14 protein-coding genes are annotated in these 23840 nt (G+C 64.2%); 9 read left to right on the forward strand and 5 right to left on the reverse strand.

Translation table 11 applies throughout. The features are described 5' to 3' along the window. Positions 1-28 precede the first annotated feature (28 nt). Genes ACIPZH_RS02610 through gnd form a run of 3 tightly spaced genes read right to left on the reverse strand, consistent with a single transcriptional unit; the run spans position 29 to position 4359 of the window. A complete protein-coding gene (locus ACIPZH_RS02610; RefSeq protein ID WP_241803307.1) occupies positions 29-1825 on the reverse strand; it encodes a glycoside hydrolase family 15 protein in 1797 nt (598 codons plus the stop codon). A gap of 45 nt (positions 1826-1870) precedes the next feature. After that, positions 1871-3379, reverse strand: coding sequence for a glucose-6-phosphate dehydrogenase (zwf, locus tag ACIPZH_RS02615; RefSeq protein ID WP_400625740.1), 1509 nt, complete (start codon positions 3377-3379; stop codon positions 1871-1873). Beyond that, entirely contained in the window at positions 3376-4359 is a 984-nt protein-coding gene (gene gnd / locus ACIPZH_RS02620; RefSeq protein ID WP_400625742.1) for a phosphogluconate dehydrogenase (NAD(+)-dependent, decarboxylating), read from the reverse strand. Before gnd ends, zwf begins: the two co-directional genes overlap by 4 nt. A 204-nt stretch (positions 4360-4563) precedes the next feature. Here gnd and ACIPZH_RS02625 point away from each other — a divergent pair, with 204 nt between their 5' ends. The 9 genes from ACIPZH_RS02625 to ACIPZH_RS02665 all read left to right on the forward strand — a co-directional run bounded on the left by ACIPZH_RS02625 (position 4564) and on the right by ACIPZH_RS02665 (position 18214). Beyond that, a complete protein-coding gene (locus ACIPZH_RS02625; protein WP_241803304.1) occupies positions 4564-4734 on the forward strand; it encodes a DUF6026 family protein in 171 nt (56 codons plus the stop codon). A gap of 178 nt (positions 4735-4912) precedes the next feature. Beyond that, positions 4913-5374 carry a DUF4440 domain-containing protein gene (locus tag ACIPZH_RS02630; protein ID WP_400634964.1) on the forward strand — a complete coding sequence of 154 codons (462 nt, stop codon included), beginning with the start codon at positions 4913-4915 and terminating at the stop codon, positions 5372-5374. A 599-nt stretch (positions 5375-5973) separates the two neighbouring features. After that, positions 5974-7533 (forward strand): glycogen synthase GlgA, encoded by a 1560-nt coding sequence (gene glgA, locus ACIPZH_RS02635; protein WP_400625746.1) that lies wholly within the window; start codon positions 5974-5976, stop codon positions 7531-7533. A 14-nt stretch (positions 7534-7547) separates the two neighbouring features. Beyond that, on the forward strand, positions 7548-9290 hold the full coding sequence (treZ, locus tag ACIPZH_RS02640; protein WP_400634966.1) for a malto-oligosyltrehalose trehalohydrolase: 1743 nt from the start codon (positions 7548-7550) through the stop codon (positions 9288-9290). Next, the gene (gene malQ, locus ACIPZH_RS02645) at positions 9287-11356 is read left to right on the forward strand and encodes a 4-alpha-glucanotransferase (RefSeq protein WP_400634968.1); all 2070 of its coding nucleotides are present in this window, start codon (positions 9287-9289) and stop codon (positions 11354-11356) included. Before treZ ends, malQ begins: the two co-directional genes overlap by 4 nt. Then, positions 11353-14127, forward strand: a complete 2775-nt coding sequence (locus ACIPZH_RS02650) for a malto-oligosyltrehalose synthase (protein WP_400634969.1) — start codon at positions 11353-11355, stop codon at positions 14125-14127. Before malQ ends, ACIPZH_RS02650 begins: the two co-directional genes overlap by 4 nt. A 14-nt stretch (positions 14128-14141) precedes the next feature. Continuing rightward, positions 14142-14426: a DUF2934 domain-containing protein gene (locus tag ACIPZH_RS02655; RefSeq protein WP_241803298.1), complete on the forward strand. Its 285-nt coding sequence runs from the start codon at positions 14142-14144 to the stop codon at positions 14424-14426. A gap of 143 nt (positions 14427-14569) precedes the next feature. Further along, positions 14570-16723 (forward strand): glycogen debranching protein GlgX, encoded by a 2154-nt coding sequence (gene glgX, locus ACIPZH_RS02660; RefSeq protein WP_400634971.1) that lies wholly within the window; start codon positions 14570-14572, stop codon positions 16721-16723. Positions 16724-17137: 414 nt separating this feature from the next. Next, the gene (locus ACIPZH_RS02665; protein WP_400634973.1) at positions 17138-18214 is read left to right on the forward strand and encodes an autotransporter domain-containing protein; all 1077 of its coding nucleotides are present in this window, start codon (positions 17138-17140) and stop codon (positions 18212-18214) included. 55 nt (positions 18215-18269) lie between these two features. Here the strand turns inward: ACIPZH_RS02665 and glgB are convergent, their stop codons facing one another. Further along, entirely contained in the window at positions 18270-20480 is a 2211-nt protein-coding gene (gene glgB, locus ACIPZH_RS02670; RefSeq protein ID WP_267822583.1) for a 1,4-alpha-glucan branching protein GlgB, read from the reverse strand. Continuing rightward, complete coding sequence (gene treS / locus ACIPZH_RS02675) at positions 20481-23798, reverse strand: maltose alpha-D-glucosyltransferase (RefSeq protein WP_400634977.1); 3318 nt, start codon at positions 23796-23798, stop codon at positions 20481-20483. Between the last annotated feature and the right edge of the window lie 42 nt (positions 23799-23840).

The raw sequence follows: 23840 nt of genomic DNA on the forward strand, positions 1-23840 counted from the left end.
GCAACTTGCCCAGACCAGCACACTGCCTTCAACCGCACCGGGCCCGATCCCTTGCCGGGCACTGCGCCCGGTGCAGGTTGAGCGCAGTGTTGATGATGCCGATGTGGCTGAATGCCTGGGGGAAATTGCCCAGCATGCGCGCGCCTGCCGGGTCGTACTGCTCAGCCAGCAGGCCCACGTCATTGCACAGCCCGGTCAGCTTCTCGTACAGCGCCTGCGCCTCGCTCTGGCGCCCCAACAGCACATACACATCGGCCAACCAGAACGAACAGACCAGGAATGTCCCTTCCCCCGGCGTCAGGCCGTCACTGCAGCGGTCACTGTCATAGCGCATCAGCAAACCGTTTTTCAGCAAGCGCTGCTCGATCTGTTCGAGCGTGCGCAGAAAGCGCTCATCCTGCGCCGGCAGGAACCCGGTCAGGGCGATCTGCAGCAGGCTGGCATCCATCTCGCTGGAGCCATAGGCCTGGACGAAATGCTGGCCTTTGGCATCGAGCCCCTGCTCACACACCTCACGGCGGATGTCATCGGCCACCTGCCGGTAATACTGCCCGCGCTCACTGCCCTCCTCGGTGGTCTCAGCCATCCCCGCGGCGCGGTCGAATGCGACCCAGGCCATGACCTTGGAATGCACGAAGTGCTGCCTGCCACCACGCACCTCCCAGATGCCTTCGTCCGGTTCACGCCAGATGCGCTCCAGGTAAGGCATGATCAGGCGAGAAATCGCCGCACTGCGTGGGTGCCGGGGCAAACCACCCTTGATCGCCTGGGCCATGGCGTCGGCGACCTCGCCGTAGATATCCAACTGCCGCTGCTGAGCGGCTGCGTTGCCCACCCGCACCGGCTGTGAGTGCTCATACCCGGCCAGCCACGGCAAGGTGTATTCCTGCAGGTCTCGCTCGCCCGCCAGGCCGTACATGATCTGCATCTGCTCGGGGTTGCCGGCCACCGAACGCAGCAACCACTCACGCCAAGCCTGCGCTTCGTCGAAGTAGCCCAGGTTCATGAACGCCAGCAGGGTCATGGTGGCATCGCGCAGCCAGCAGAAGCGATAGTCCCAGTTGCGTTCGCGGCCAATGCTTTCGGGCAGCGACGTGGTGACGGCTGCGACGATGCCGCCAGTAGGCGAATAGGTCATGGCCTTGAGGGTAAGCAGTGAACGGCGCACGCTCGCGCTGTAAGCGCCAACCTCGGGGCAGCGGGCGGCAAAGGCCTGCCACTGGCTGACGGTATGTTCCAGGGCGTGCTCGAGGTCGCAGTCAGGTTGCACCGGCAGGTGCGAAGGTTGATGGCGCAGGCTGAACACCTGGCGCTCGCCGGCGCTCACCCGAAAGCGCGCGACCGTGTGGTGGTCACGGGCATGCGAGGGCACCGTGCTGCACAGGATCAGCCGGTCGGGGCCGGCGACGGCGCTCAGGGTCAACGGGTCGAGCTTTTCCACCCAGGGTACGCTGCGTCCGTAGTCGAAGCGCAGCACCAGGTCCATCTCAAAGTTGATCTCGCCGGCAATGCCCTCGACGATGCGTACCACCGAGTTGACGTCCTCCAGCGGCATGAATTCGAGCACGCGGGCGCGGCCATTGGCCGTGACCCAGGTGGTTTCCAGCACCAGGGTGTCTTCCTGGTATGCCCGGCTGGTACGTTCGACCGGATCGCTGGGCGCCAGGCGCCAGCGACCGTTCTCTTCGTTGCCCAGCAGCGCGGCGAACACCGCGGGGGCATCGAAGCGCGGCAGGCACAGCCAGTCGATGGAGCCGTCACGGCTGACCAGGGCGGCGCTGCGGCAGTTGCCGAGCAGCGCATAGTCTTCGATGTGGGCGGGCATTGAATCTCCTCTATGAGCTGTCTGGCCCGCCAGGCGGGCCGCGTGTCACCCCAACCGGTGCCACTCGCGCTTGTCACGGGCCAGCAACTCGTTGCCAGCCTCTGGTCCATCCTCACCCGCCGGGTACTCATGCACCTCGCCGTCCTGCGCCCAGGCATCGAGAAATGGCTGCACCGCGCGCCAGCCGTTCTCGATGTTGTCGGCACGCTGGAACAAGGTCTGGTCACCGGTCAGGCAGTCGTAGATCAAGGTCTCGTACCCCGTGGCCGGGGTCATCTTGAAGAAGTCCTTGTAGGCGAACCCCAGCTCGACGTTCTCCATGACCAGTTCCGGCCCTGGGCGCTTGGCCTGCAGGTCGAACCACATGCCTTCGTTGGGCTGGATCTGGATCTTCAGGTAGTTGGGCTTGGGCCGCTCCAGCTCCGACTCTCGAAACTGCGCATAGGGCGCCGGCTTGAAGCAGATGGCGATTTCGGTGTCGCGCACGCTCATCCGTTTGCCGGTACGCAGGTAGAACGGCACGCCGGCCCACCGCCAGTTGTCGATCATCACCTTCAGGGCCACGTAGGTCTCGGTCTGGCTGTCGGCCGCCACCCGGTCTTCCTGGCGATACCCGGCCAGGCGCTTGCGGCCCTGCTTGCCGGCGGTGTACTGGCCGCGCACGGAGTTCTTCAGCGCCATCTTCGCCGACCAGGGACGGATAGCGCCGATCACCTTGGCTTTTTCGCCGCGCACGGCATCGGCACCGAAGGCTGCAGGCGGCTCCATGGCAACCATCGCCAGCAACTGGAACAGGTGGTTGGGGACCATGTCGCGCAAAGCGCCGGTCTGGTCATAGAACGCACCGCGCGTCTCGACCCCCACCGTTTCAGCGGCGGTGATCTGCACATGGTCGATGTAGTGGTTGTTCCAGAACGACTCGAACAGGCCATTGGAAAAACGGCTGACCAGGATGTTCTGCACCGTCTCCTTGCCCAGATAATGGTCGATGCGGTAGATCTGCCGCTCGCTCATCACCTTGAGCAGGCATGCGTTGAGCGCCTCGGCACTGGCCAGGTCGGTGCCGAAGGGCTTCTCCACCACGACCCGGCGATAGCCCCCGGCAGACTCGTCAAGCAAGCCGGCCTCACCCAGGCGCTGGGCAACCTCGGGGAAAAAGCGTGGCGAGGTGGCCAGGTAGAAGATGGCGTTGCCATGGCTGGTCTTGTCGATGCGCTTGGCCAGCGCGGTATAGGTGGCAGGGTCCAGAAAATCGCCGGTCTGGTAGTCCAGGCGCTTGGCCAGGCGGGCCCAAAGCTTTTCGTCCAGGCCCTTGCCCGCGCCCTCGCCGCCTTTGTCGGCGCGCTCACGCATGAACGCGTGCAGCCGCTCGGCAAATTCATCGGCGGTGGCTGGGTTGTGGTCCACACCCACGATGCGCAGGTTGCGGTCGAGCAGGCCGTCCCGGCCCAGGTTATAAAGCGCCGGCATCAGCAGGCGCTTGACCAGGTCACCGTTGGCACCGAACAGGAACAGGGTACAAGGGCCAGCTGCAGGAATGGTCTGTCGGGTCATTGGCCTTTCTTCTCGACGTGGCCACCGAAGCCCAGGCGCATGGCCGAGAGGACCTTGTCGCCGTAGGTGCCTTGCTGCTGGCGTGAGCGGAACCGGGCGAACAATGCGCTGGACAGGACCGGCACCGGCACCGCCTGCTCCACGGCTGCATCGATCGTCCAGCGGCCCTCGCCACTGTCCGATACCGAGCCGCTGAACTGCGTCAGCTGCGGGTCGGCCACCAGGGCGTCGGCGGTGAGGTCCAGCAGCCAGGAGGTGACCACGCTGCCACGGCGCCATACCTCGGCGATTTCGGCGACGTTCAAGTCGAAGCGCTGTTCTGGCGGCAGTTCATCGCCGCCTTTGCTGCGCAGCAGGTCAAAGCCTTCAGCGTAGGCCTGCATCAACCCGTATTCGATGCCGTTGTGCACCATTTTCACATAGTGGCCAGCGCCGGGCGGGCCTGCATGGATGTAGCCATGTTCGGCGCGGCCGTGCTCCCCTTCGCGGCCCTGGGTGCGCGGAATGTCGCCAACGCCCGGTGCCAGCGCCTTGAACAGAGGCTCCAGGCGCTCGAACACGTCCTTCTCACCGCCGATCATCATGCAGTAGCCACGGTCCAGGCCCCAGACACCGCCGGAGGTGCCGACGTCCAGGTAATGCAGCCCACGCTTGGCCAGCTCGGCGGCGCGGCGCATGTCGTCCTTGTAGAAGGTGTTGCCGCCGTCGATGATCGCATCGCCCGGCTCCAGCAGCTCGGCCAGTTGTGCAATGGTCTGCTCGGTCGGTTCGCCCGCCGGCAGCATCACCCATACCGCGCGTGGCGCCTTCAGCTTCTGCACCAGCGCGCCAAGGTCGTGGGCACCTTGGGCGCCCTCGCCTTCCAGCCCGGTTACCGCCTCACGGTTACGGTCGTGCACGACCGTACGGTGTCCGGCGCGCATCAGCCGCCTTGCAATATTGCCGCCCATGCGGCCCAGCCCGACGATTCCCAGTTGCATGAGCCGATGCTCCCCTTGAAAAAATGAATGACAACACAGTCCAGCGTTTCAGATTAGTCCAGCACACCGCCCGAGGGTTCAGCGACGAACGGCGAGACAACGTTAAACAAAAAAGTTCCAATGAGCAGTGAAAGAATTCAGAATGCCCGCCGCGTGAAGCGACTACGCTTTTATTGTCACCAGCCAAAACCGCGAGGTGTTTACATGGGTACCTTGATGCCTGCCACTCCAACCCAGACCCTCTATGTATCTGTGCGCCGTGATGAACTGCGTAAGTTGAAGGACGAACGCGACCAGCTTCGCCAGCAGGTCGCCCGCTTGCACATGCAATTGGAGCAGGCCCGCTCCGGCGACGACAAGGCCATCGGCCTCTGATCGGCTATCCCTCCAGTGGGGGCCAAAGCGCTCCCACCGCCTCACCCCGCACGCCCGAAGTACGGAAACTTCCTAACACCGGCCCTGACCGCACCTGACATCCAGCCGGGTAGTGCAGCAAGCATGATGCGCCTCGAGCGCCCCATTCCGGGGCCTGCTATGCACGAGGACTGATTGTATGCGCGGTTTTCCCATCTGGCTGCCGCTCGCTACGCTGAGCTTCATCGGCGCGCCGGCATTCGCCAAAGCCCAAGGCGAATGTCATGTTGCCCGGCATGACGAGATACTTGGGTTGTTCGAGCAATGGAACGCGCGCCTGCAAAGTGGCGATCCGGGCCAGGTTGCAGCGCTTTACATGGACGGGGCCCTGCTTTTACCGACACTCTCGGCCAGCCCACGGCTGACTCGGCAGGCACACATGGACTACTTCCGTAGCTTCCTTGCCGACCGCCCCGTCGGCACCCTGGATGAAACCCATGTGTTCGCCGGTTGCGGCGAAGCAACCCTGGCCGGCCTCTACACCTTCCGCTTCGCCAGCACGGGCAAGGCGGTACCGGCACGCTTCACCTTCAATTACCGGCGCATCGACGGCGAGTGGCTGATTACCCATCACCACTCCTCTGTGCTACCCACTCAATGAGCCAAGTCTCCCGCCGGGACTCACCCACGACTTGATCCATTCAAAACGGCCTCCTCGCGACTAAATCCGCTGCACGCCGACATCATGGCAGCGCTATGCACGGATGCACTCGCTAAGGGGCCATTTCTCGCACCAGAATGGTGCGCTTAGAGTATTGCGCTACAAAAAGGCGCCCTTCGAAAACACCCCCGCCCAACCTTGGAACGCCCTCGTTCGATGGCAGTATCACTCGCCAACGTTTGCGTCTATCTCGCGTCATAACGAAAGTGACCAGTGGGTCACCCTTTTTACTTCCGGTCTCCTACACTCAGCTTTCGGCCCGCGATTTGCTCAAGGAAGAGGCGACATCAAAAAAGTCGAACTTTTACAAAAGGCGGCGGGTCAGGAACTTTAAGCAGGCCAAGGCAATGGGACCCCCTTCGCTGCAGCCGCTCACTCCTTCCAGACCAGACGCCTTCCGGCCGGAATGCCGATCGCGACGTGCGCGCGCACGACCATGGGGCAAGGATGCAGTACCTGGATACAAAGCAGAGATAACCAGCACGAAATAAAGCAAACGGGTGCCAACACCCGGCCACACCATAGGGACGGAGAGAAGTATGATCAGTGCCGCTGTCGAACCTCACGTAGAGTCATTCAAACCGGAAAACCGCGAACCGATCACCCCGGATTTCGCCACGACAGTCAAGGCACCCGGCGCTCAGCGCCAGCACAACCCTAACAAACGCAAGATCCTGTTCGTCACCTCCGAAATTGCCGACCTGATCAAGACCGGCGGTTTGGGCGACGTTTCGGCGGCACTCCCGCGAGCATTGGCCCATCTGCACGATGTTCGTGTGCTGATCCCTGGCTACACCCAGGTGGTCGAAAGCGACAACCCTATTCATATCGTCGGCGAACTGGGCGGCCATGCTGCTCTGCCGCCGTGCAAGATCGGCCGTATGGACATGGCTGACGGCCTGGTCATCTACGTGCTGATCTGCCCCGAGCTGTACCAGCGCGACGGCACACCCTATGGTGCCAACAATGGTCGCGACTGGCCCGACAACCACATCCGCTTCGCCCGCCTTGGCCTTGCCGCGGCCGAGATCGCCGCCGGTGAAGGCAAGATCCACTGGACGCCCGAAGTGGTGCACGCCCATGACTGGCCTGCAGGGCTGGCCCCGGCCTACATGCACTGGCGCGGCCTGAGCACCCCGACCCTGTTCACCATCCACAACCTGGCTTACCAGGGCGTGTACAGCCGCGCCTGCAGCCCGGAGCTGGCGATCCCCGACCATGCCATGCAGCAGGAAGGCATGGAGTTCTACGGCAAGCTGTCCTTCCTCAAGGCCGGCCTGGCTTACTCCAGCCATATCACCACGGTCAGTGCCACCTACGCCCGCGAGATCACCACGCCAGAATTCGGCTGCGGCTTGGACGGATTCCTTGCCAGCAAGGCTCAACAAGGCCTTCTCGGCGGCATCCCCAATGGCATCGACGAAAGCTGGGACTCGGCCACCGACAAGCACCTGCAGCACAACTTCAGCATCAACGACTGGGATGGCAAGGCGCGCAATGCCGAGGAAGTCCGCCGCCTGTTCGAGCTCGACCCAAGCGAAGGGCCGCTGTTCGCCGTGGTCTCGCGATTGGTGTTCCAGAAAGGCCTGGACCTGACCCTGGGCGTGGCCGACTACATCGTCGAACAGGGCGGGCAGATTGCAATCATCGGCCGTGGCGAGCCTGAAGAAGAGCAGGCCATGCGCGAACTGGCCCTGCGTCACCCCGGCCGCATCGGTGTGCGCATCGGCTTCAACGAAACCGATGCGCGGCGCATGTTCGCCGGCAGCGACTTCCTGTTGATGCCGTCACGCTACGAGCCCTGCGGCTTGAGCCAGATGTATGCGCAGCGTTTCGGCTCATTGCCCGTGGCGCGCAACACCGGAGGGCTGGCTGACACCATCGAGAATGGCGTGACCGGTTTCCTGTTCGATGAGTCGACCGTGGAGAGTTACCGCGAAGCGCTAAGCCGCGCCTTCTATGTGTTCGACAAGAAGAACCTGCTCAACGCCATGCGCTGCCTGTCGATGACTCAACCGTTCAACTGGTGCCAGGCGGTCGAACCCTACGCCCGCCTCTACGAGGACCTGGTGAAACAGGCACAGCTGAGCCACTACTGAGCGGGGAGTCGAAGATGCACAGGCATGGCGCACAAATGCTGGACGCCACGTCGGCGCGCTTCGCCCTATGGGCGCCGGATGCGCGCAGCGTGAGCTTGGAACTGGAGCAGCAGCCGCCGATCGAGCTGCTGCCCGACGCAAACGGCTGGTTTACGGGGGTTGCCCCGTGCCAGGCCGGTGACCGTTACCACTACCGCATCGACGGCGAGCTGCAGGTGGCCGATCCGGCCTCGCGCTACCAGCCCGAGGGCGTACAGGGCCCAAGCCAGGTGGTGGATACCCAGGCCTATGCCTGGCAGCATCCCTGGCAAGGGCGCCCTTGGCACGAAGCGGTCATTCAGGAATTGCATGTGGGGGTGCTCGAAGGTTTCTCGGGTGTCAGCCGTTACCTGCCTCGCCTGGCCGAGCTGGGCATCACTGCCGTTGAGCTGATGCCCCTCGGGCAGTTCCCTGGCGAGCGCAACTGGGGTTACGACGGCGTGCTGCCATACGCGCCGCAGCACAGTTATGGCAGCCCTGAGCAATTGTGCGCGCTGGTCGATGACGCCCATGGCCAGGGCCTGATGGTGGTGGTGGATGTGGTTTATAACCACTTCGGCCCGGACGGCAACTACCTGCATCAGTACGCCAGCCCGTTCTTCCGTGAAGACCGGCAGACGCCCTGGGGCGCAGCCATCGACTTCCGCCGGCCAGAGGTGCGTGAGTTCTTCATCCAGAACGCCCTGATGTGGCTGTGCGACTACCGCTGCGACGGCCTGCGCCTGGATGCCGTGCATGCCATCGACCAGCCCGACTTCCTCATCGAACTGGCGCAACGGGTACGCGCGGCGGTGGAGCCTGGCCGGCAGGTATGGCTGATGCTGGAGAACGAACACAACCAGGCGTTCTTGCTGGAACAGGGCTTCGACGCCCAATGGAACGACGATGGCCACAATGCCCTGCATGTGTTGCTCACGGGTGAAACCGAAGGGTACTACGCCGACTACCAGCAACAACCGATCGAAAAGCTGGCCCGCTGCCTGTCCGAAGGCTTCGTGTTCCAGGGCCAGGCCAACCGCCATGGCCAACCCCGCGGCGAACCCAGTGGCCACCTTGAGCCCAGTTCGTTCGTCCTGTTCTTACAAAACCACGACCAGATCGGCAACCGCGCCCTGGGCGAACGCCTGACCCGCCTGTGCCCGGCCCCTGCCCTGCGCGCCGCGACGGGCCTGCTGCTGCTGGCGCCGATGATCCCGCTGCTGTTCATGGGTGACGAAGATGGCAGTTGCCGGCCATTTCTGTTCTTCACCGACTTCCATGACGAACTGGCTGATGCCGTGCGCGAAGGGCGGCGTGGCGAATTCGCCCACTTCACCGCCTTTGCCGACCCCGCGCAACGCGAGCGCATCCCGGACCCCAATGCCGAGCAGACATTCCAGGCCTCAAGGCCGCAGCGTCAGGAAGTCATCGCCGGCTGGCACGGCCTTTATCAGCAACTGCTGGAACTGCGCCGGCGCCACGTCATACCGCACCTGCCTGGCAGCCGTGCGCTGGGCGCCGAGGTACTGGGCGAGAAGGCACTTACCGCACGCTGGCGCCTGGGCAATGGCGACACCCTGCGCATCGACCTGAACCTGGCCTCCACGCCACAACCGGTCGACCTGCCTCCTGCCGAGCACCGCCTGTTCGACAGTAGCGACACCACGCACCCTGACACCGCACTGTCTGCGTACAGCTGCGTGGTCAGCCTGCTTGCACCTGGCCAGGAGCGCCCATGAGTGACACTGCATTACACCGCCTGGCCGCCCGCGTAGGGCTGGCCCGCGACTGGATCGACGCCAACGACAGGCCACAACAGGTTAGCGACGACGTGCTGCGCAAGGTCCTCGAGGCGCTTGGCCACCCCGCCAGTGACGAAAGCGCCATCCAGGACAGCCTGCACGCCGTGGACGTCGCCCAAGACAGCGAACACTTACCGCCGCTGTTGACCGCCGACCTGGGCCGGCCACTGGAATTGGCACGTTACTTCAGCGCAGGCAGCGCCGCCCGCTGCACCCTGGAAGACCACAGCCAGCTCGCGCTTACCCTCGACAGCCAGGCACAACTGCCTGGCGAACTGCCCTTGGGCTATCACCAAGTGGACATCGATGGCCGCACGTTCACAGTGGCTGTGGCACCGCTGCGTTGTCACAGCCTGGAGGACGCTGTCGACCAACCGCCACCGCGCTGCTGGGGCATTGCAGCGCAGCTCTACAGCCTGCGCCGCCCAGGTGATGGCGGCTACGGCGACTGCCTGGCCTTGGAGCAACTGGCGCGCAGCGCCGCGGAACGGGGTGCCGACGCCCTCGCCATCAGCCCGATCCACGCCCTGTCAGCGCACGACCAGCAGCACTACAGCCCCTACTCCCCCTCCAGCCGCCTGCTGCTCAACCCCCTGTATGCCAGCCCTGCTGCCGTGCTCGGTGAACGTGCCGTGCGCATGGCAGTGGAGGCCTGCGGCCTGGAGCAAACCCTGGAAGACCTCGAGCAGAGCCCGCTGGTCGACTGGCCACGCGCTGCCGGCGCCCGACTGCGCCTGCTCGACGCCCTGTACCAGAATTTCAGCCAGGCCGAGCACCCTCTGCGCAAGGACTTCGAGAGCTTCCGCGAGGCCGCTGGCCAGGCGCTGGAGCACCACTGCCGCTTCGAAGTGCTGCAGGCACGAGCCGTGGACGACGGCCTGGGCGCCGATTGGCGCAACTGGCCGAGCGCCTGGCACGACCCCTATCACCCGGAAGTGGAGGCCTTCGCCAGCGCCTATCCAGCCAAGGTCGAGTTCCATGCCTTCTGCCAGTGGCTGACCGAGCGCAGCCTGCAGCGTGCCCAGGAGGCCGCCCGAAGCAACGGCATGGCGGTCGGCCTGATCGCCGACCTGGCGGTGGGCGCCGACGGTGCCGGCAGCCAGGCCTGGAGCCGCCAGGACGAGCTGCTGGCCGACCTGAATGTGGGTGCTCCTCCGGACATCCTCAACCGCAGCGGCCAGGACTGGGGCATCTGCGCCTTCTCGCCCGAAGGCCTCAAACGCAATGGCTACCGCGCCTTCATCGAAATGCTGCGGGCCAACCTGGCCCACGCCGGCGGCTTGCGCATCGACCATGTGATGGGTCTGCGCCGCCTGTGGCTGATCCCTCGTGGCTGCAAGCCCAACGAAGGGGCCTACCTGCATTATCCGCTGGAAGACCTGCTGCGTCTGCTGGCCCTTGAGTCGGTGCGGCACCAGGCAATCGTCCTGGGTGAAGACCTGGGCACGGTACCTGAAGGCCTGCGCGAACAGCTGGCGGACAAGGCCGTGCTGGGCATGCGCGTGCTGCCTTTCGAGCAGGCCCAGCCGGGCCACTTCACGCCGATCCTCGACTGGCCAGACAAAGCCCTGGCCACCACCGGCACCCATGACCTGGCGCCGCTGGCCGGCTGGCTGCAAAACCGCGACATCGACTGGAGCCAGCGCCTGCAACTGATCGATGACGCCACCGAGCTGCACTGGCGTCAGGCGCGACAGAAAGAGCGTGACGGCCTGCGCCGCACGCTTGAAGCCAATTACGGCCCACTAAAGGATAACGACCACTTGATCGATGCTGCCATCCGTTACGTTGGTCACACCCGCGCACCGCTGGTGCTGATCCCGCTCGAAGACCTGCTCGGCAGTGAAGAGCAACCCAACTTGCCCGGCACGACTGACGGCCACCCCAACTGGCGCCGGCGATTCGCGCTGCCGGTGCGCGAACTGCTCGACGACGAAGATGCCGCACGCCGCCTGGAGCTGTTGGCCCAGGCCCGCGAGCAAGCCTGGGAGCGTGATCAATGAAGCCGTTGTCCGCCACCCTGCGCCTGCAGTTTCACAGCGATTTCACCCTCGACCACGCACTGCCGCTGGTGCCCTACTTTGCCCAATTGGGCATCACCCACCTGTACGCCTCGCCCATCCTCAAGGCCCGCGCCGGTTCACGCCACGGGTACGATGTGGTCGACCCGACCCAAGTCAACCCAGAGCTCGGCGGCGAGGCTGCGCTGCAGCGGCTGGTGGCCGCCTTGCGCCAGCACGGCATGGGGCTGATCCTGGATACCGTGTCCAATCACATGGCCGTCGGCGGCGCGGACAACCCGTGGTGGCAGAGCCTGCTGGCGTGGGGCCGGCGTAGCCCCTACGCCGAGTTCTTCGATATCCAGTGGCACTCCAGCGACCCACTGCTGGCCGGCCAGCTGTTGTTGCCCTTTTTGGGCTGCGACTATGGCGCCGCGCTGAAAAATGGCGAAATTCCCCTGGAATTCGACGCGCACACTGGCGTGCTGCAGGTGGCCCATTACGAGCACCGCTTCCCGATCTGCCCGGTCGACTATGGCTGGATTCTTTCGCTGAGCCCCGAGCCTGCCCTGCAGCGGCTGGCCGAACACTTCACCGCACTGAACGATGCCGCCGACCCGCTGGCAGCCGCGTTGCCGGTGCAGGCCGAACTGGCCCGCCTGGTGCGCGAGGGCGCTGACCTGCAGTCTGCACTGCAGGCCTTCGACAGCCGCACCGAGAGCGGCCTGCAGCGCCTGCACCTGCTCCTTGAACGGCAAACCTACCGGCTGGCCAGCTGGCGCACTGCCGCCGACGACATCAACTGGCGACGGTTCTTCGACATCAACGAGCTGGGCGGTTTGCGCGTAGAGCGCTCGGTGGTGTTCGAGGCGACCCATGCCAAGCTGTTCGAGCTGATCGAGCGCGGCCTGGTCGACGGCCTGCGTATCGATCATATCGACGGCCTGGCCGACCCTCGCGGCTATTGCCGCAAGCTGCGCCGGCGGGTCGACGGTCTGCTGGCCAAGCGCCCCCTCGATGCAGCGCTCGAGCATTTCCCGATCTACGTCGAGAAGATCCTTGGCAGCGAAGAACACCTGCACCGTGATTGGCTCACCGACGGCACTACCGGCTACGAGTTCATGAACCAGGTCTCGCTGCTGCAGCACGACCCCGCAGGCGAAGCCCCGTTGACCGAACTGTGGGCCACTGTCAGCGAGCGCCCGGACTTCGAGGAGGAAGTACGCCAGGCTCGGCATCTGGTGCTCAATGCCAGCCTGGCCGGCGACTGTGAGTCGGTGGCCCAGGCGCTGCTGCAAGTTGCGCGCAATGACCTGATGACCCGCGACCTGACCCTTGGGGCGATACGCCGCGCCTTGCAAGCTCTGGTCGCCCACTACCCGGTGTACCGCACGTACTTCAACGCCTGCGGCCGCCCGGCCGAAGACGAGAAATTCTTCCAGCAGGCCCTGGCCAATGCCCGCCAGGACCTCAGTGAAGCGGACTGGCCATTGCTCGAGCAGCTTGAGCAGTGGCTTGGCGGCCAGGGATGGCGCAGGCTGCCTCCTGGCCGACCGCGCAAACACCTGCGCCATGCCTGCGTGCGCTTTCAGCAGCTCACCGCGCCCAGCGCCGCCAAGGCCGTGGAAGACACCACCTTCTATCGCTCGGCGCGTCTGCTGTCGCGCAACGACGTAGGCTTCGAGGCCGAGCGTTTCAGTGCCGGCCCCGAACACTTTCACAACGAGGCCCAGCGCCGCCTGCGCGACTTCCCCGACAACCTGCTGGCCACCGCCACCCATGACCACAAACGCGGCGAAGACACCCGCGCGCGGCTGGCGGTGCTCAGTGAGCGCGGCCCTTGGTTCGCCAGCCGCGTGGAGCATTGGCGCGAGCTGGCTGCACCGCTGCGTGAACAGTTTGAAGACGGCATTGCGCCAAGCCCGGGCGACGAGCTACTGCTGCTGCAGACGCTGCTGGGCAGTTGGCCCCTGGACCTTGACCTGCACGACGATAACGCCCTGCAGCACTATGCCGGGCGCATCCGCCAATGGCAGCAGAAGGCGCTGCGCGAAGCCAAGCTGCGCAGCAGCTGGAACGCCCCTAACGAGGCGTACGAGGGCGCCTGCGCGGCCTACGTCGATGGCCTGCTGCTCGGCCGCGAGAACCAGCAATTGCGCCAGTCACTGGCCGACGCCGCACACTTGATCGCCACCCCCGGCGCTCTGAATGGCCTGGTCCAGGCGCTGCTGCGCAGCACCGTGCCCGGCGTGCCGGACCTTTATCAGGGCAATGAGTACTGGGATTTCAGCCTGGTAGACCCCGACAACCGCCGCCCGGTGGACTACGCTAAAAGGCGCTGCACGCTTGATGACGCCCTGCCGGTGACCGAGCTGCTGGCGCACTGGCGCGACGGCCGCATCAAGCAGGCGCTGCTGGCACGGCTGCTGGATTGTCGGCAGGCCCACGCCGAACTGTTCCGTCGTGGTGCCTACCTGCCGCTGACCGTGCAGGGGCGCCATGCCGACAAGGTGCTGGCCTTCGCCCGGCTGGGTGAGGACCACGGCGCCATCGTCATTGCCCCGCGCTTGGCCAGCGGCCTGTTGGGCGGCGCTTCAACACCGTTGATCCCGGCACAGAACTGGGACGACACCCGGGTGATATTGCCGTTTGCCTTGTCGCCTGCCAACTCGATGGGACTTTTCCCTAGCGCGGTGGTCAGCCCTTCAAAGGAGCTGATGTTGAGCGCCGTACTATCGGAATTTCCGGTCAATGTGTTGATACAACAATCTTGAGCATCAGGAGCGTCATGATGAGTGTCGATGAAAAACGTATTCGCGAATTTGCCTACCAGATCTGGGAGTCTGAGGGTAAGCCTGTAGGCGAGGAACAACGCCACTGGGACATGGCCCGCAAATTGGCCGAAGCCGAGGCGTTGGCGCCCAAGGCTGCGCCGCGCAAGAAGGCTGCCGCCAAGCCCAAGGTTGCAGCGCAGCCCAAAGCGCCCGCCGAACCCAAGGCAGCGGCGCTGCCCGGGGTGAAACCGGCCGCTGCGAAAAAGCCCAAGACAGCGAAGAAGCCGGCTGCTGGCTGAGCCAGCCCCGGCCCTATCGCCGGCAAGCCGGCTCCCACAGCGTTCTCCAACACCCTGGGGTTGCTGTGGGCGCCGGCTTGCCGGCGAAAGGGCCGCACCTCAAGCACCATCCGCCCCCTCCCTACGGCTATCCGAGAACTGCCATGAGCCCCCGCATTCCCAAGAAAACCCGTTCCATAGCACCGTCCCGCCTGCGCGAAGGCATGCCGTTCCCGCTCGGCGCCACCTGGGATGGGCTGGGCGTCAACTTCGCCCTGTTCTCAGCCAACGCCACCAAGGTCGAGCTGTGCCTGTTCGATTCCACGGGGGAGCAGGAGCTCGAGCGCATCGAGCTGCCGGAGTACACCGATGAGATCTACCACGGCTATCTGCCTGACGCCCACCCTGGGCTGGTGTACGGCTACCGAGTCTATGGCCCCTACGAGCCGGAGAACGGCCACCGTTTCAACCCCAATAAACTGCTGATCGACCCGTACGCCAAGCAACTGGTCGGCAGCCTGAAATGGTCCGAGGCGCTGTTCGGCTACACCATCGGCCACCCCGACGGTGACCTGTCGTTCGACGAGCGCGACAGCGCGCCCTTCGTGCCCAAATGCAAAGTCATCGACCCGGCCTTCACTTGGGGCCGCGATGAGCGCGTACAAATTCCCTGGGAGCGCACCATCATCTACGAAGCGCATGCCCGCGGTATCAGCATGCGCCACCCCGCCGTGCCGGAAAAACTGCGCGGCACCTTCGCCGGCCTTGCCAATGACGAGTTGCTCAAGCACATCAAGGACCTAGGCGTTTCAAGCATCGAGCTGTTGCCGATCCACGCCTTCGTCAATGACCAGCATCTGCTGGACAAAGGCCTGAACAACTACTGGGGCTACAACAGCATCGCCTTCTTCGCACCGCACCCGCGCTACCTGGCCAGTGGCAAGATCGCCGAGTTCAAGGAAATGGTCGCGCACCTGCACGACGCCGGCCTCGAAGTGATCCTCGATGTGGTCTACAACCACACCGCCGAGGGCAACGAGCGCGGCCCGACCCTGTCCATGCGCGGCATCGACAACGCCTCGTACTACCGGCTGATGCCCGATGACAAACGCTACTACATCAACGATTCGGGCACCGGCAACACCCTGGACCTCAGCCACCCCTGCGTGCTGCAACTGGTGACCGACTCGCTGCGCTACTGGGCTGGCGAGATGCACGTGGACGGTTTCCGCTTTGACCTGGCCACCATCCTGGGCCGCTACCACGACGGCTACAGCGAACGCCACGGCTTCCTCGTCGCCTGCCGCCAGGACCCGATGCTCAGCCAGGTCAAGCTGATCGCCGAGCCATGGGACTGTGGCCCAGGGGGCTATCAGGTGGGCAACTTCGCACCGGGCTGGGCGGAGTGGAACGACCGCTTCCGTGACACCGTGCGCGCCTTCTGGAAAGGCGACGAAGGCCAACTGGCCGACTTTGCTTCGCGCATGACCGCCTCTGGCGACATGTTCAACAACCGCGGCCGGCGCCCTTATGCCTCGGTCAACTTCATCACCGCCCACGACGGTTTCACCCTGCGCGACCTGGTGTCGTACAACGGCAAGCACAACGAAGACAACGACGAGAACAACCAGGACGGCACCGACAACAACCTGTCGTGGAACTGCGGCGCGGAAGGCCCCACCGACGACCCTGAAATCAATGCCCTGCGCATGCGCCAGATGCGCAACTTCTTCGCCACCCTCCTGCTGGCCCAGGGCACCCCGATGATCGTCGCTGGCGACGAGTTCAGCCGCACCCAGCACGGCAACAACAATGCCTACTGCCAGGACAGCGAGATCGGCTGGGTCAACTGGGACCTGGACGAAGAAGGCAAAAGCCTGCTGGCTTTCGTCAAACGCCTGACTCGCCTGCGCCTGGCCTACCCGGTGCTGCGCCGCTCACGTTTTCTGGTCGGCGACTACAACGAGGCGATCGGGGTCAAGGACGTGACCTGGCTGGCGCCTGACAGCAACGAGATGACCGTGGAGCAGTGGGAAGACCCCCATGGCCGCTGCCTGGGCATGCTGATCGACGGCCGTGCCCAGGTCAGTGGCATCGCCCGCCCGGGTTCGGAGGCCACGGTACTGCTGATCGTCAACAGTCACCACGATGTGGTGCCTTTCTTGCTGCCGACGGTACCGGACGGTGACTACTGGAGCTGCCTGGTGGACACCGACCGGCCGGACTTGCGCAAGGGCCAGCATTTGCCGTTCGAGAGCACGTTCCAGGTCCAGGGGCGCTCGATGCTGCTGATGGTGCTGCAGCGCGAGGAGGACTGACCCGGCGTTGGCTAACCGGCCCTGAACCGAACGGATCTCAGGGCCGGCTGTGCCACCTTGGACGCACTGCCCAGACCGGGCGTAACAGCGGCGTTTGCAATGATTCGGCATAGCCAGGGTGGATGAAATAGCGAACGCCGCTATGCCAGTGATGTTTTCGCTAGAAATCATGACGTTAACGCCACGCACCCGCCCTTCCCGCCCTTTTAACACTTTCTTGACGCAACCCCTTACCTCTCCTTAGCTAAAGATTATCTAGTCGTAAAAAAATTGCGCCGGGCCGTGAGCTCGCGCCTTCGTGCGTGCTTGAGAAAGCTGGCGTACTGGTTTGGGTCGCCCTGTGTTTTGCCGTACAGCTCGTGACAACAGGCCAGGTCCTTGGGCTGTACAACAAAAAAACACAGGAGATCCGCCATGAAATACACCTCGAACCCGTTGCGCTTCGACCGTATTTTCTATGCGGTTTCCACGTCGATGCTTCTGGCAACCCCGGTGGAAACTTTCGCCTTCGAAGTGCTGGACGATCCCAGTTCACCTCTGTTTCTGCAGCAGCCAGCAATGGCGCAACTCTCGCTGGACCCGGTCAGCGCCAGCGGCCTGAGCCTGGGCACGCTGTCGGCCTTCAGCAACAAGATGGCTGAACGCCATGGCCCGCTGGCGCCCAACCTGATTGCCAGCCAATGGGCGCAGTTCTTCCCGGGCACTGCCCGCCCGGGCGCCCAGGCCCCGGAACAGCTGGAAGCACCCAGCCAGCAACTGACCATTGGCCCGGACCTGTTCGTGCGTGAAACCAGCGGCGGCAACGTGCACCGCGCGGGGATATTCGTGGGGCACAACAACCTGCAAAGCAGCATGAAGGGCAGCCGGGTACTGCTCGGTGACAAGCAGCGCAACGCCGTCAACCTCAGCGGCGAAAGCCTGGGGGTGTACTGGAGCATGACCCATGACCAGGGCTGGCACGTGGACGCTGTCGCCATGGGCTCGCGCATCGATGTGCTGGGCCGGGGCGAGACTGGGCAGCGGGTAAACGACAGCGGCCATGCGATGACCTTTTCCGTGGAGGGTGGTTACCCGATCCGCCTCAGTGGCAGTTGGGTGATCGAGCCACAGGCACAGTTGATCAATCAGCAGTTCTTCCCGGGCAATCAGGTGCAGGAAGAGACGCTGCAGGCGTTCGATAGCCAACCCACCTGGAGTGGCCGCGTCGGTGCCAAGTTGTCCGGGCGCTACGAAGTGCGGGGCATGCCGGTCGAGCCCTATGTGCGCACCAACGTCTGGTATGACTTCAGCAATGCCGACGAGGTCAAGCTGGACCAGGTCGACAAGATATCCGGCTCGCGCTATTCGACGACCGTGGAACTGGGGTTGGGCCTGGTGGCGCGCGTGACGCCTTCCATGGCGCTGTTCGTCAGTGCCGATTACAGCAGTGATGTGGATGACAATGATCTGAATGGTTTGATCGGCAGCCTGGGGGTCAGGATGCGCTGGTGATCAGTGTGGCCTTTTCGCGGGGCAAGCCCGCGAAAAGGCCGACTCTAGCCCGCTATCAAACAGGCTTGAGCACCAGTACCCCCAGCGGCGGCAGGTTCAGTGCCAGCGACAGCGGTTGCCCGTGGCTGGCGACCTCGTCACTCTCCACCGCGCCCAAGTTGCCCACATTCGACCCGGCATACAACTCGGCATCGCTGTTGAGCAGCTCCTGCCAACGCTCCCCGAACGGCACCCCAATCCGATACCCCTCGCGCGGTACCGGGGTGAAGTTGGCCACCACCAGCAGCGGCTCGCCATTGCTGCTCCAGCGCAGCCAGGCATACACGCAGTTTTGCGCATCATCACCGATGAGCCACTGGAACCCCTGCGGCTGGCAATCCTGCTCGTGCAATGCCGGCAACTCACGGTACAGCCGGTTCAGGTCACCCACCAGGCGTTGCACGCCCTGGTGCTCTGGGTATTGCAGCAGGTACCAGTCCAACTGGTGATCATGGTTCCATTCGCGCCATTGGCCGAACTCACAGCCCATGAACAACAGCTTCTTGCCCGGGTGAGTCCACATGAAGGCCAGGTAGGCGCGCAGGTTGGCGAACTTCTGCCAACGATCGCCGGGCATCTTGTCGATCAGCGAATGCTTGCCGTGCACCACTTCGTCGTGGGAGATCGGCAGGATGAAATGCTCGGAATAGGCGTAGATCAGGCCGAAGCTCATCTCATTGTGGTGATAGCTGCGGTGCACCGGGTCGTTCTGGATGTAGTGCAAGGTGTCATGCATCCAGCCCATGTTCCACTTGTAGGCGAAGCCCAGGCCACCTTGCTGGGTGGGCTGGCTGACACCCGGCCAGGCGGTGGACTCCTCGGCGATGATCAGCGCGCCCGGGGCCTCATGGGCGGCTACACCGTTGAGGTGGCGGATGAAATCGATGGCCTCCAGGTTCTCGCGCCCACCATGGCGGTTGGGCACCCACTCGCCGGCCTTGCGCGAATAGTCGCGGTACAGCATCGAGGCCACCGCATCGACCCGCAGGCCATCGATGTGGAAGTGCTTGAGCCAGTGCAGTGCCGAAGCCAGCATGAAACCGCGCACTTCATTGCGGCCCAGGTTGTAGATCAAGGTGTTCCAGTCCTGGTGGAAGCCCTCCAGAGGGTTGTCGTACTCATAAAGGGCCGTGCCGTCGAAGCGCGCCAGGCCATGCTCGTCCGTGGGGAAATGCGCCGGCACCCAGTCGAGGATCACACCGATGCCACCTTGGTGGCAGGCGTCGATGAATGCCGCAAAATCTTCTGGCGTGCCGTAGCGCGAAGTCGGTGCGAACATCGACAAGGGCTGGTAGCCCCAGGAGCCACCGAACGGGTGCTCCATGATGGGCAGCAGCTCGATGTGGGTGAAGTTGAGCTTCTGCACGTAGGGCACAAGGCGCTCGGCCAGTTCGCGCCAATTGTAGAAGCGCGACACCTCACCCAGGTCGTCGAGCTCGCACTGCCAGGAGCCTGGGTGCAGTTCGTAGATCGACAGCGGGGCACTGTAGGCATGGCGCTGGGCGCGGTGCTCCATCCACTCGTGGTCTTGCCAGTCATGGCTGAGTTCGCCGGCCACCTTCGAGGCAGTGCTGGGCGGCAGCTCAGTGGCGCGGGCAAGCGGGTCGGCCTTCAGCGGCAGCACGCCCTCCTTGCCCAGCACCTCGAATTTGTAGGTTTCGCCGACGCCCAGGCGCGGCACGAACAGCTCCCACACCCCGGCGCCGTGCCGCAGGCGCATCGGGTGGCGACGGCCGTCCCAATTGTTGAAATCGCCCACCACCGACACGCGCCGGGCGTTGGGCGCCCAGACCGAAAAGCACACGCCAGCGACGCCGTCGACCTGCGTCGGCTGGGCGCCAAAGCGCCCCGACAGGTCGCGGTGGTTGCCCTCGGCGAACAGGTGCAGGTCCATGTCTCCCAGCTGCGGGCCAAAGCTGTACGGGTCTTCGGTCACCTGCTCGCCACCGGCCCAGCCGATCTGCAGCAGGTAGGGCTGTGCATCATCCAGGTGCGCGGTGAACAGCCCAGGCAGGCTGCCCTGCTGCATTTCGCCCAGCACCCGCCCATCATCACGGCTCAACACCCGGGCGCTCAGCGCAGTTGGCAGATAGGCGCGGACCCACAGCCCGCCCGCGCCATCGCCATGGGGGCCAAGTACTGCAAAAGGATCGGCGTGCTCGGCGCGGGCAAGGGCATCGAGCTCCCGCTGCCGAAGGCCACCGTTATCACGCGTGGTTGCATTCATCTATGACTCTCCCCAGGTACTGATCAATCCATGCAAGCCATGCAAAGGCACGGCCAGCCAACTTGGCCGGTTCTCGGCTTCATAAGTAATCTCGTAGGCGGCCTTTTCCAGGCAGAACAGTTCCAGTGCGGCGCGCTCGCCCTCGGCGTGCTGCCAGGCGTGAGGCATGGCGGCGGTGGCCAGGCCGTAGGCTTCGACGAAGGCATGGCGCGACTGGTGCAGGTACTGCCGGGCGACCCGCTGACGAGCCTGCCGTGCTGCCTCGGACACGTCTACCGCCGAGGCGCTGCGCAGGATCATCGCAGCAGCATAGTCGAAGGATCGCAAAACGCCGCTGACATCCTTGTAAGGGCTGTGTTTGGCCCGGCGCTCGTCCAACGGGCGCGACGGCTCACCTTCGAAATCGATGAGGTAGGCATCCCCTTGCACCACCAGTATCTGGCCCAGGTGCAGGTCACCGTGAACACGCATCAGCAGGCCGCCTTCGGCCTGCCTTGCCAAGGTAGCGATGTGCTGGGCAAGGCCTTCACGGCGCTGTTGCAGGTCGTCGACCAACGCCTGGCTATCGCCGTCCAGGCTGTCGCGGTGCTGAGCCAGCAAGTCCAGGGCATGGCACAGCTCGCGGCTGATCTGTTGGGCCCAGCGCTCGCTGTCTTCGCCATCGCTGCTGCGCGGCCGGAAGGCGGGGTCATCGCTCGGGGCGGCCAGCAGCAGGTGCATCTCGCCCAGGCGCTGGCCAAGCAAGGCAGCAAAACCGTTGAGCTCGGCCAGTGCGTCGGTATGCGCGTCGCCCTCTTTACTGGACGGTTCCATCTCGTCGCGGATGGCCCGCTCCAGGGTGTTCTGGGTCCAGGCCCAGGCGTCGCCCTGGTTGCTCAGGTAACCCTGGGCGATCATCAGCAGGTGCGGTGCCTGGCGCTCGTCCACGCGGCTGACCCAGGCCAGCAGCGGCGAGATGTTGGTGAACCCGGCGGTGGTGAGGTAAGCGCTCATTTCCAGCTCCGGGTGAACCCCCGGATTGACCCGGCGGATCAGCTTGAGCACCACCCGGTCGCCCACCACCACAGAGCTGTTGGACTGCTCGGCGCTCAGGTAGCGCACCGCGCTGTCTTCATCGAGGCCCAGGCCGGCCAACGCTTCGGTACAGTGGAAACGCAACTCGCCCTGGCCATTGCCACAGGGCAGGCGCAGGCCGTCCTGGCAGGCGCGCAGCACCGCACGGATGAAGGGCTCGAGCACGAAGGCATCGGTGATCAGGCCCACCTGACGGCCACGGCGTACCCGCGACAGCGCCAGTTGCTGGGGCAACGCGCTGTTGATCTGGTCTTCAGGCAGCAGCCCGAACGGCAACTGGTAACGGTTACGCTGGCCATCGCCCAACACTTCGATTTCGCTCAGCAGCACCGGCGTGGTGGCGGTGCCCAAACGCACGCCGTAACACAGGCGCACCTGATCGACAGGCCCTTCCTTGCCGGCAAACCAACGCCGTTTGGGCAGGTATTGCGGCAGGATCGCGTCTTGCAATGTGTCGCTCGAAGGCGCTTCGAGCAGCTCTTCCATACGTTTGCGCAGCACTAGCGTAGTCAATTCTGGCAACCCCTCGGTAGCTTGCACATGCCAGCTGGGCATGCGGTCGTGCGATGCCAGCAAGAACCAGTAGAAAGCATAAGGAGGCAACGTCAGCAGGAACGGCAGCTGGCCGATCGGCGGGAAGGCGCTGCCGCCGAGCATCTCTACAGGCACCTTGTCGGCGTACTGGGACAATTCAAGTTCTGCGGCCTGGGCCGCACGCGACACATTGGCAACACACAGAATGACTTCGCTGTTGCCCTCGGCATCGGTGTACTCGCGGATGTAAGCCAGAATGCGGCGGTTGCTCGGGGTGAGCGTGCGCAAGGTGCCGCGGCCGAAGGCTTTCTGCTGGTTGCGCACCGCCAGCAGGCGGCGGTTCCAGTTGAGCAGCGAATGCGGGTCGTGGGACTGTGCCTCGACGTTGACCGTCTGGTAGCCGTACAGCGGGTCCATGATCGGCGGCAGTACCAGGCGCTGCGGGTCGGCCTTGGAGAAACCGCCATTGCGGTCCGGCGACCACTGCATGGGGGTACGCACACCGTCGCGGTCGCCCAGGTAGATGTTGTCACCCATGCCCAGTTCGTCGCCGTAGTACAGGGTCGGTGTGCCGGGCATCGACAGCAGCAGGCTGGTGAGCAGTTCGATGCGCCGGCGGTCACGTTGCAGCAACGGCGCCAGGCGACGGCGGATACCCAGGTTGATGCGCGCGCGGCGGTCTTGCGCGTAGTAGTTCCACAGGTAGTCGCGCTCACGATCGGTGACCATCTCCAGGGTCAGCTCATCGTGGTTGCGCAGGAAGATCGCCCATTGGCAATCGGCCGGGATCTCTGGCGTCTGGCGCAGGATGTCGGTGATTGGGAAGCGGTCTTCCATGGCCAGGGCCATGTACATGCGCGGCATCAGTGGGAAGTGAAACGCCATGTGGCACTCGTCGCCGTCACCTTCGCCAAAGTACGGGCGCGTGTCCTCGGGCCACTGGTTGGCCTCGGCAAGCAGCATGCGGTCGGGGTAATTGGCATCGATTTCGGCACGAATCGCCTTGAGCACCTTGTGGGTCTCGGGCAGGTTCTCGTTGTTGGTGCCATCGCGCTCGATGAGGTAGGGAATTGCGTCCAGGCGCAGCCCGTCCACACCCAGGTCGAGCCAGAAGCGCATCACCCCGATCACCGCCTTGAGCACCTGCGGGTTGTCGAAATTCAGGTCCGGCTGGTGCGAGTAGAAGCGGTGCCAGAAGTACTGGCCGGCCACAGGGTCCCACGTCCAGTTGGACTTCTCGGTGTCGAGGAAGATGATCCGCGTACCGTCGTATTTCTGGTCGTCGTCCGACCACACGTAGAAGTCGCGGGCCTTGCTGCCACGCTTGGCATGGCGTGCGCGCTGGAACCACGGGTGCTGGTCGCTGGTGTGATTGATGACCAGCTCGGTAATCACCCGTAGCCCGCGCTTGTGCGCCTCGGCGATGAACCGCCTGGCATCGGCCATGCTGCCGTAGTCGGGATGCACAGCTTTGTATTCAGCGATGTCGTACCCGTCGTCGCGCCGTGGCGAGGGGTAGAACGGCAACAACCAGAGCGTATTGACGCCCAGCTCGGCGATGTAATCGAGCTTGCTGATCAGGCCGGCGAAGTCACCGATGCCGTCGTTGTTGGCATCGAAGAACGACTTGATATGCAACTGGTAGATCACGGCGTCCTTGTACCACAACGGGTCGTCGAGGAAGGCTGCCGGGCGGGAACGCTTGGCCATGTGCGACTCCTTTCAATTGCAGGTTCAGCGCCGACCAAGCGG

It is taken from the genome of Pseudomonas sp. NPDC089758, assembly GCF_044748705.1.
Lineage (GTDB): Bacteria > Pseudomonadota > Gammaproteobacteria > Pseudomonadales > Pseudomonadaceae > Aquipseudomonas > Aquipseudomonas putida_X.

Coding starts and splice junctions, on each gene's coding strand:
- ACIPZH_RS02610 (WP_241803307.1), bottom strand. CDS start 1,825: ATGCCCGCCCACATCGAAGACTATGCGCTGCTCGGCAACTGCCGCAGC.
- zwf (WP_400625740.1), bottom strand. CDS start 3,379: ATGACCCGACAGACCATTCCTGCAGCTGGCCCTTGTACCCTGTTCCTG.
- gnd (WP_400625742.1), bottom strand. CDS start 4,359: ATGCAACTGGGAATCGTCGGGCTGGGCCGCATGGGCGGCAATATTGCA.
- ACIPZH_RS02625 (WP_241803304.1), top strand. CDS start 4,564: ATGGGTACCTTGATGCCTGCCACTCCAACCCAGACCCTCTATGTATCT.
- ACIPZH_RS02630 (WP_400634964.1), top strand. CDS start 4,913: ATGCGCGGTTTTCCCATCTGGCTGCCGCTCGCTACGCTGAGCTTCATC.
- glgA (WP_400625746.1), top strand. CDS start 5,974: ATGATCAGTGCCGCTGTCGAACCTCACGTAGAGTCATTCAAACCGGAA.
- treZ (WP_400634966.1), top strand. CDS start 7,548: ATGCACAGGCATGGCGCACAAATGCTGGACGCCACGTCGGCGCGCTTC.
- malQ (WP_400634968.1), top strand. CDS start 9,287: ATGAGTGACACTGCATTACACCGCCTGGCCGCCCGCGTAGGGCTGGCC.
- ACIPZH_RS02650 (WP_400634969.1), top strand. CDS start 11,353: ATGAAGCCGTTGTCCGCCACCCTGCGCCTGCAGTTTCACAGCGATTTC.
- ACIPZH_RS02655 (WP_241803298.1), top strand. CDS start 14,142: ATGATGAGTGTCGATGAAAAACGTATTCGCGAATTTGCCTACCAGATC.
- glgX (WP_400634971.1), top strand. CDS start 14,570: ATGAGCCCCCGCATTCCCAAGAAAACCCGTTCCATAGCACCGTCCCGC.
- ACIPZH_RS02665 (WP_400634973.1), top strand. CDS start 17,138: ATGAAATACACCTCGAACCCGTTGCGCTTCGACCGTATTTTCTATGCG.
- glgB (WP_267822583.1), bottom strand. CDS start 20,480: ATGAATGCAACCACGCGTGATAACGGTGGCCTTCGGCAGCGGGAGCTC.
- treS (WP_400634977.1), bottom strand. CDS start 23,798: ATGGCCAAGCGTTCCCGCCCGGCAGCCTTCCTCGACGACCCGTTGTGG.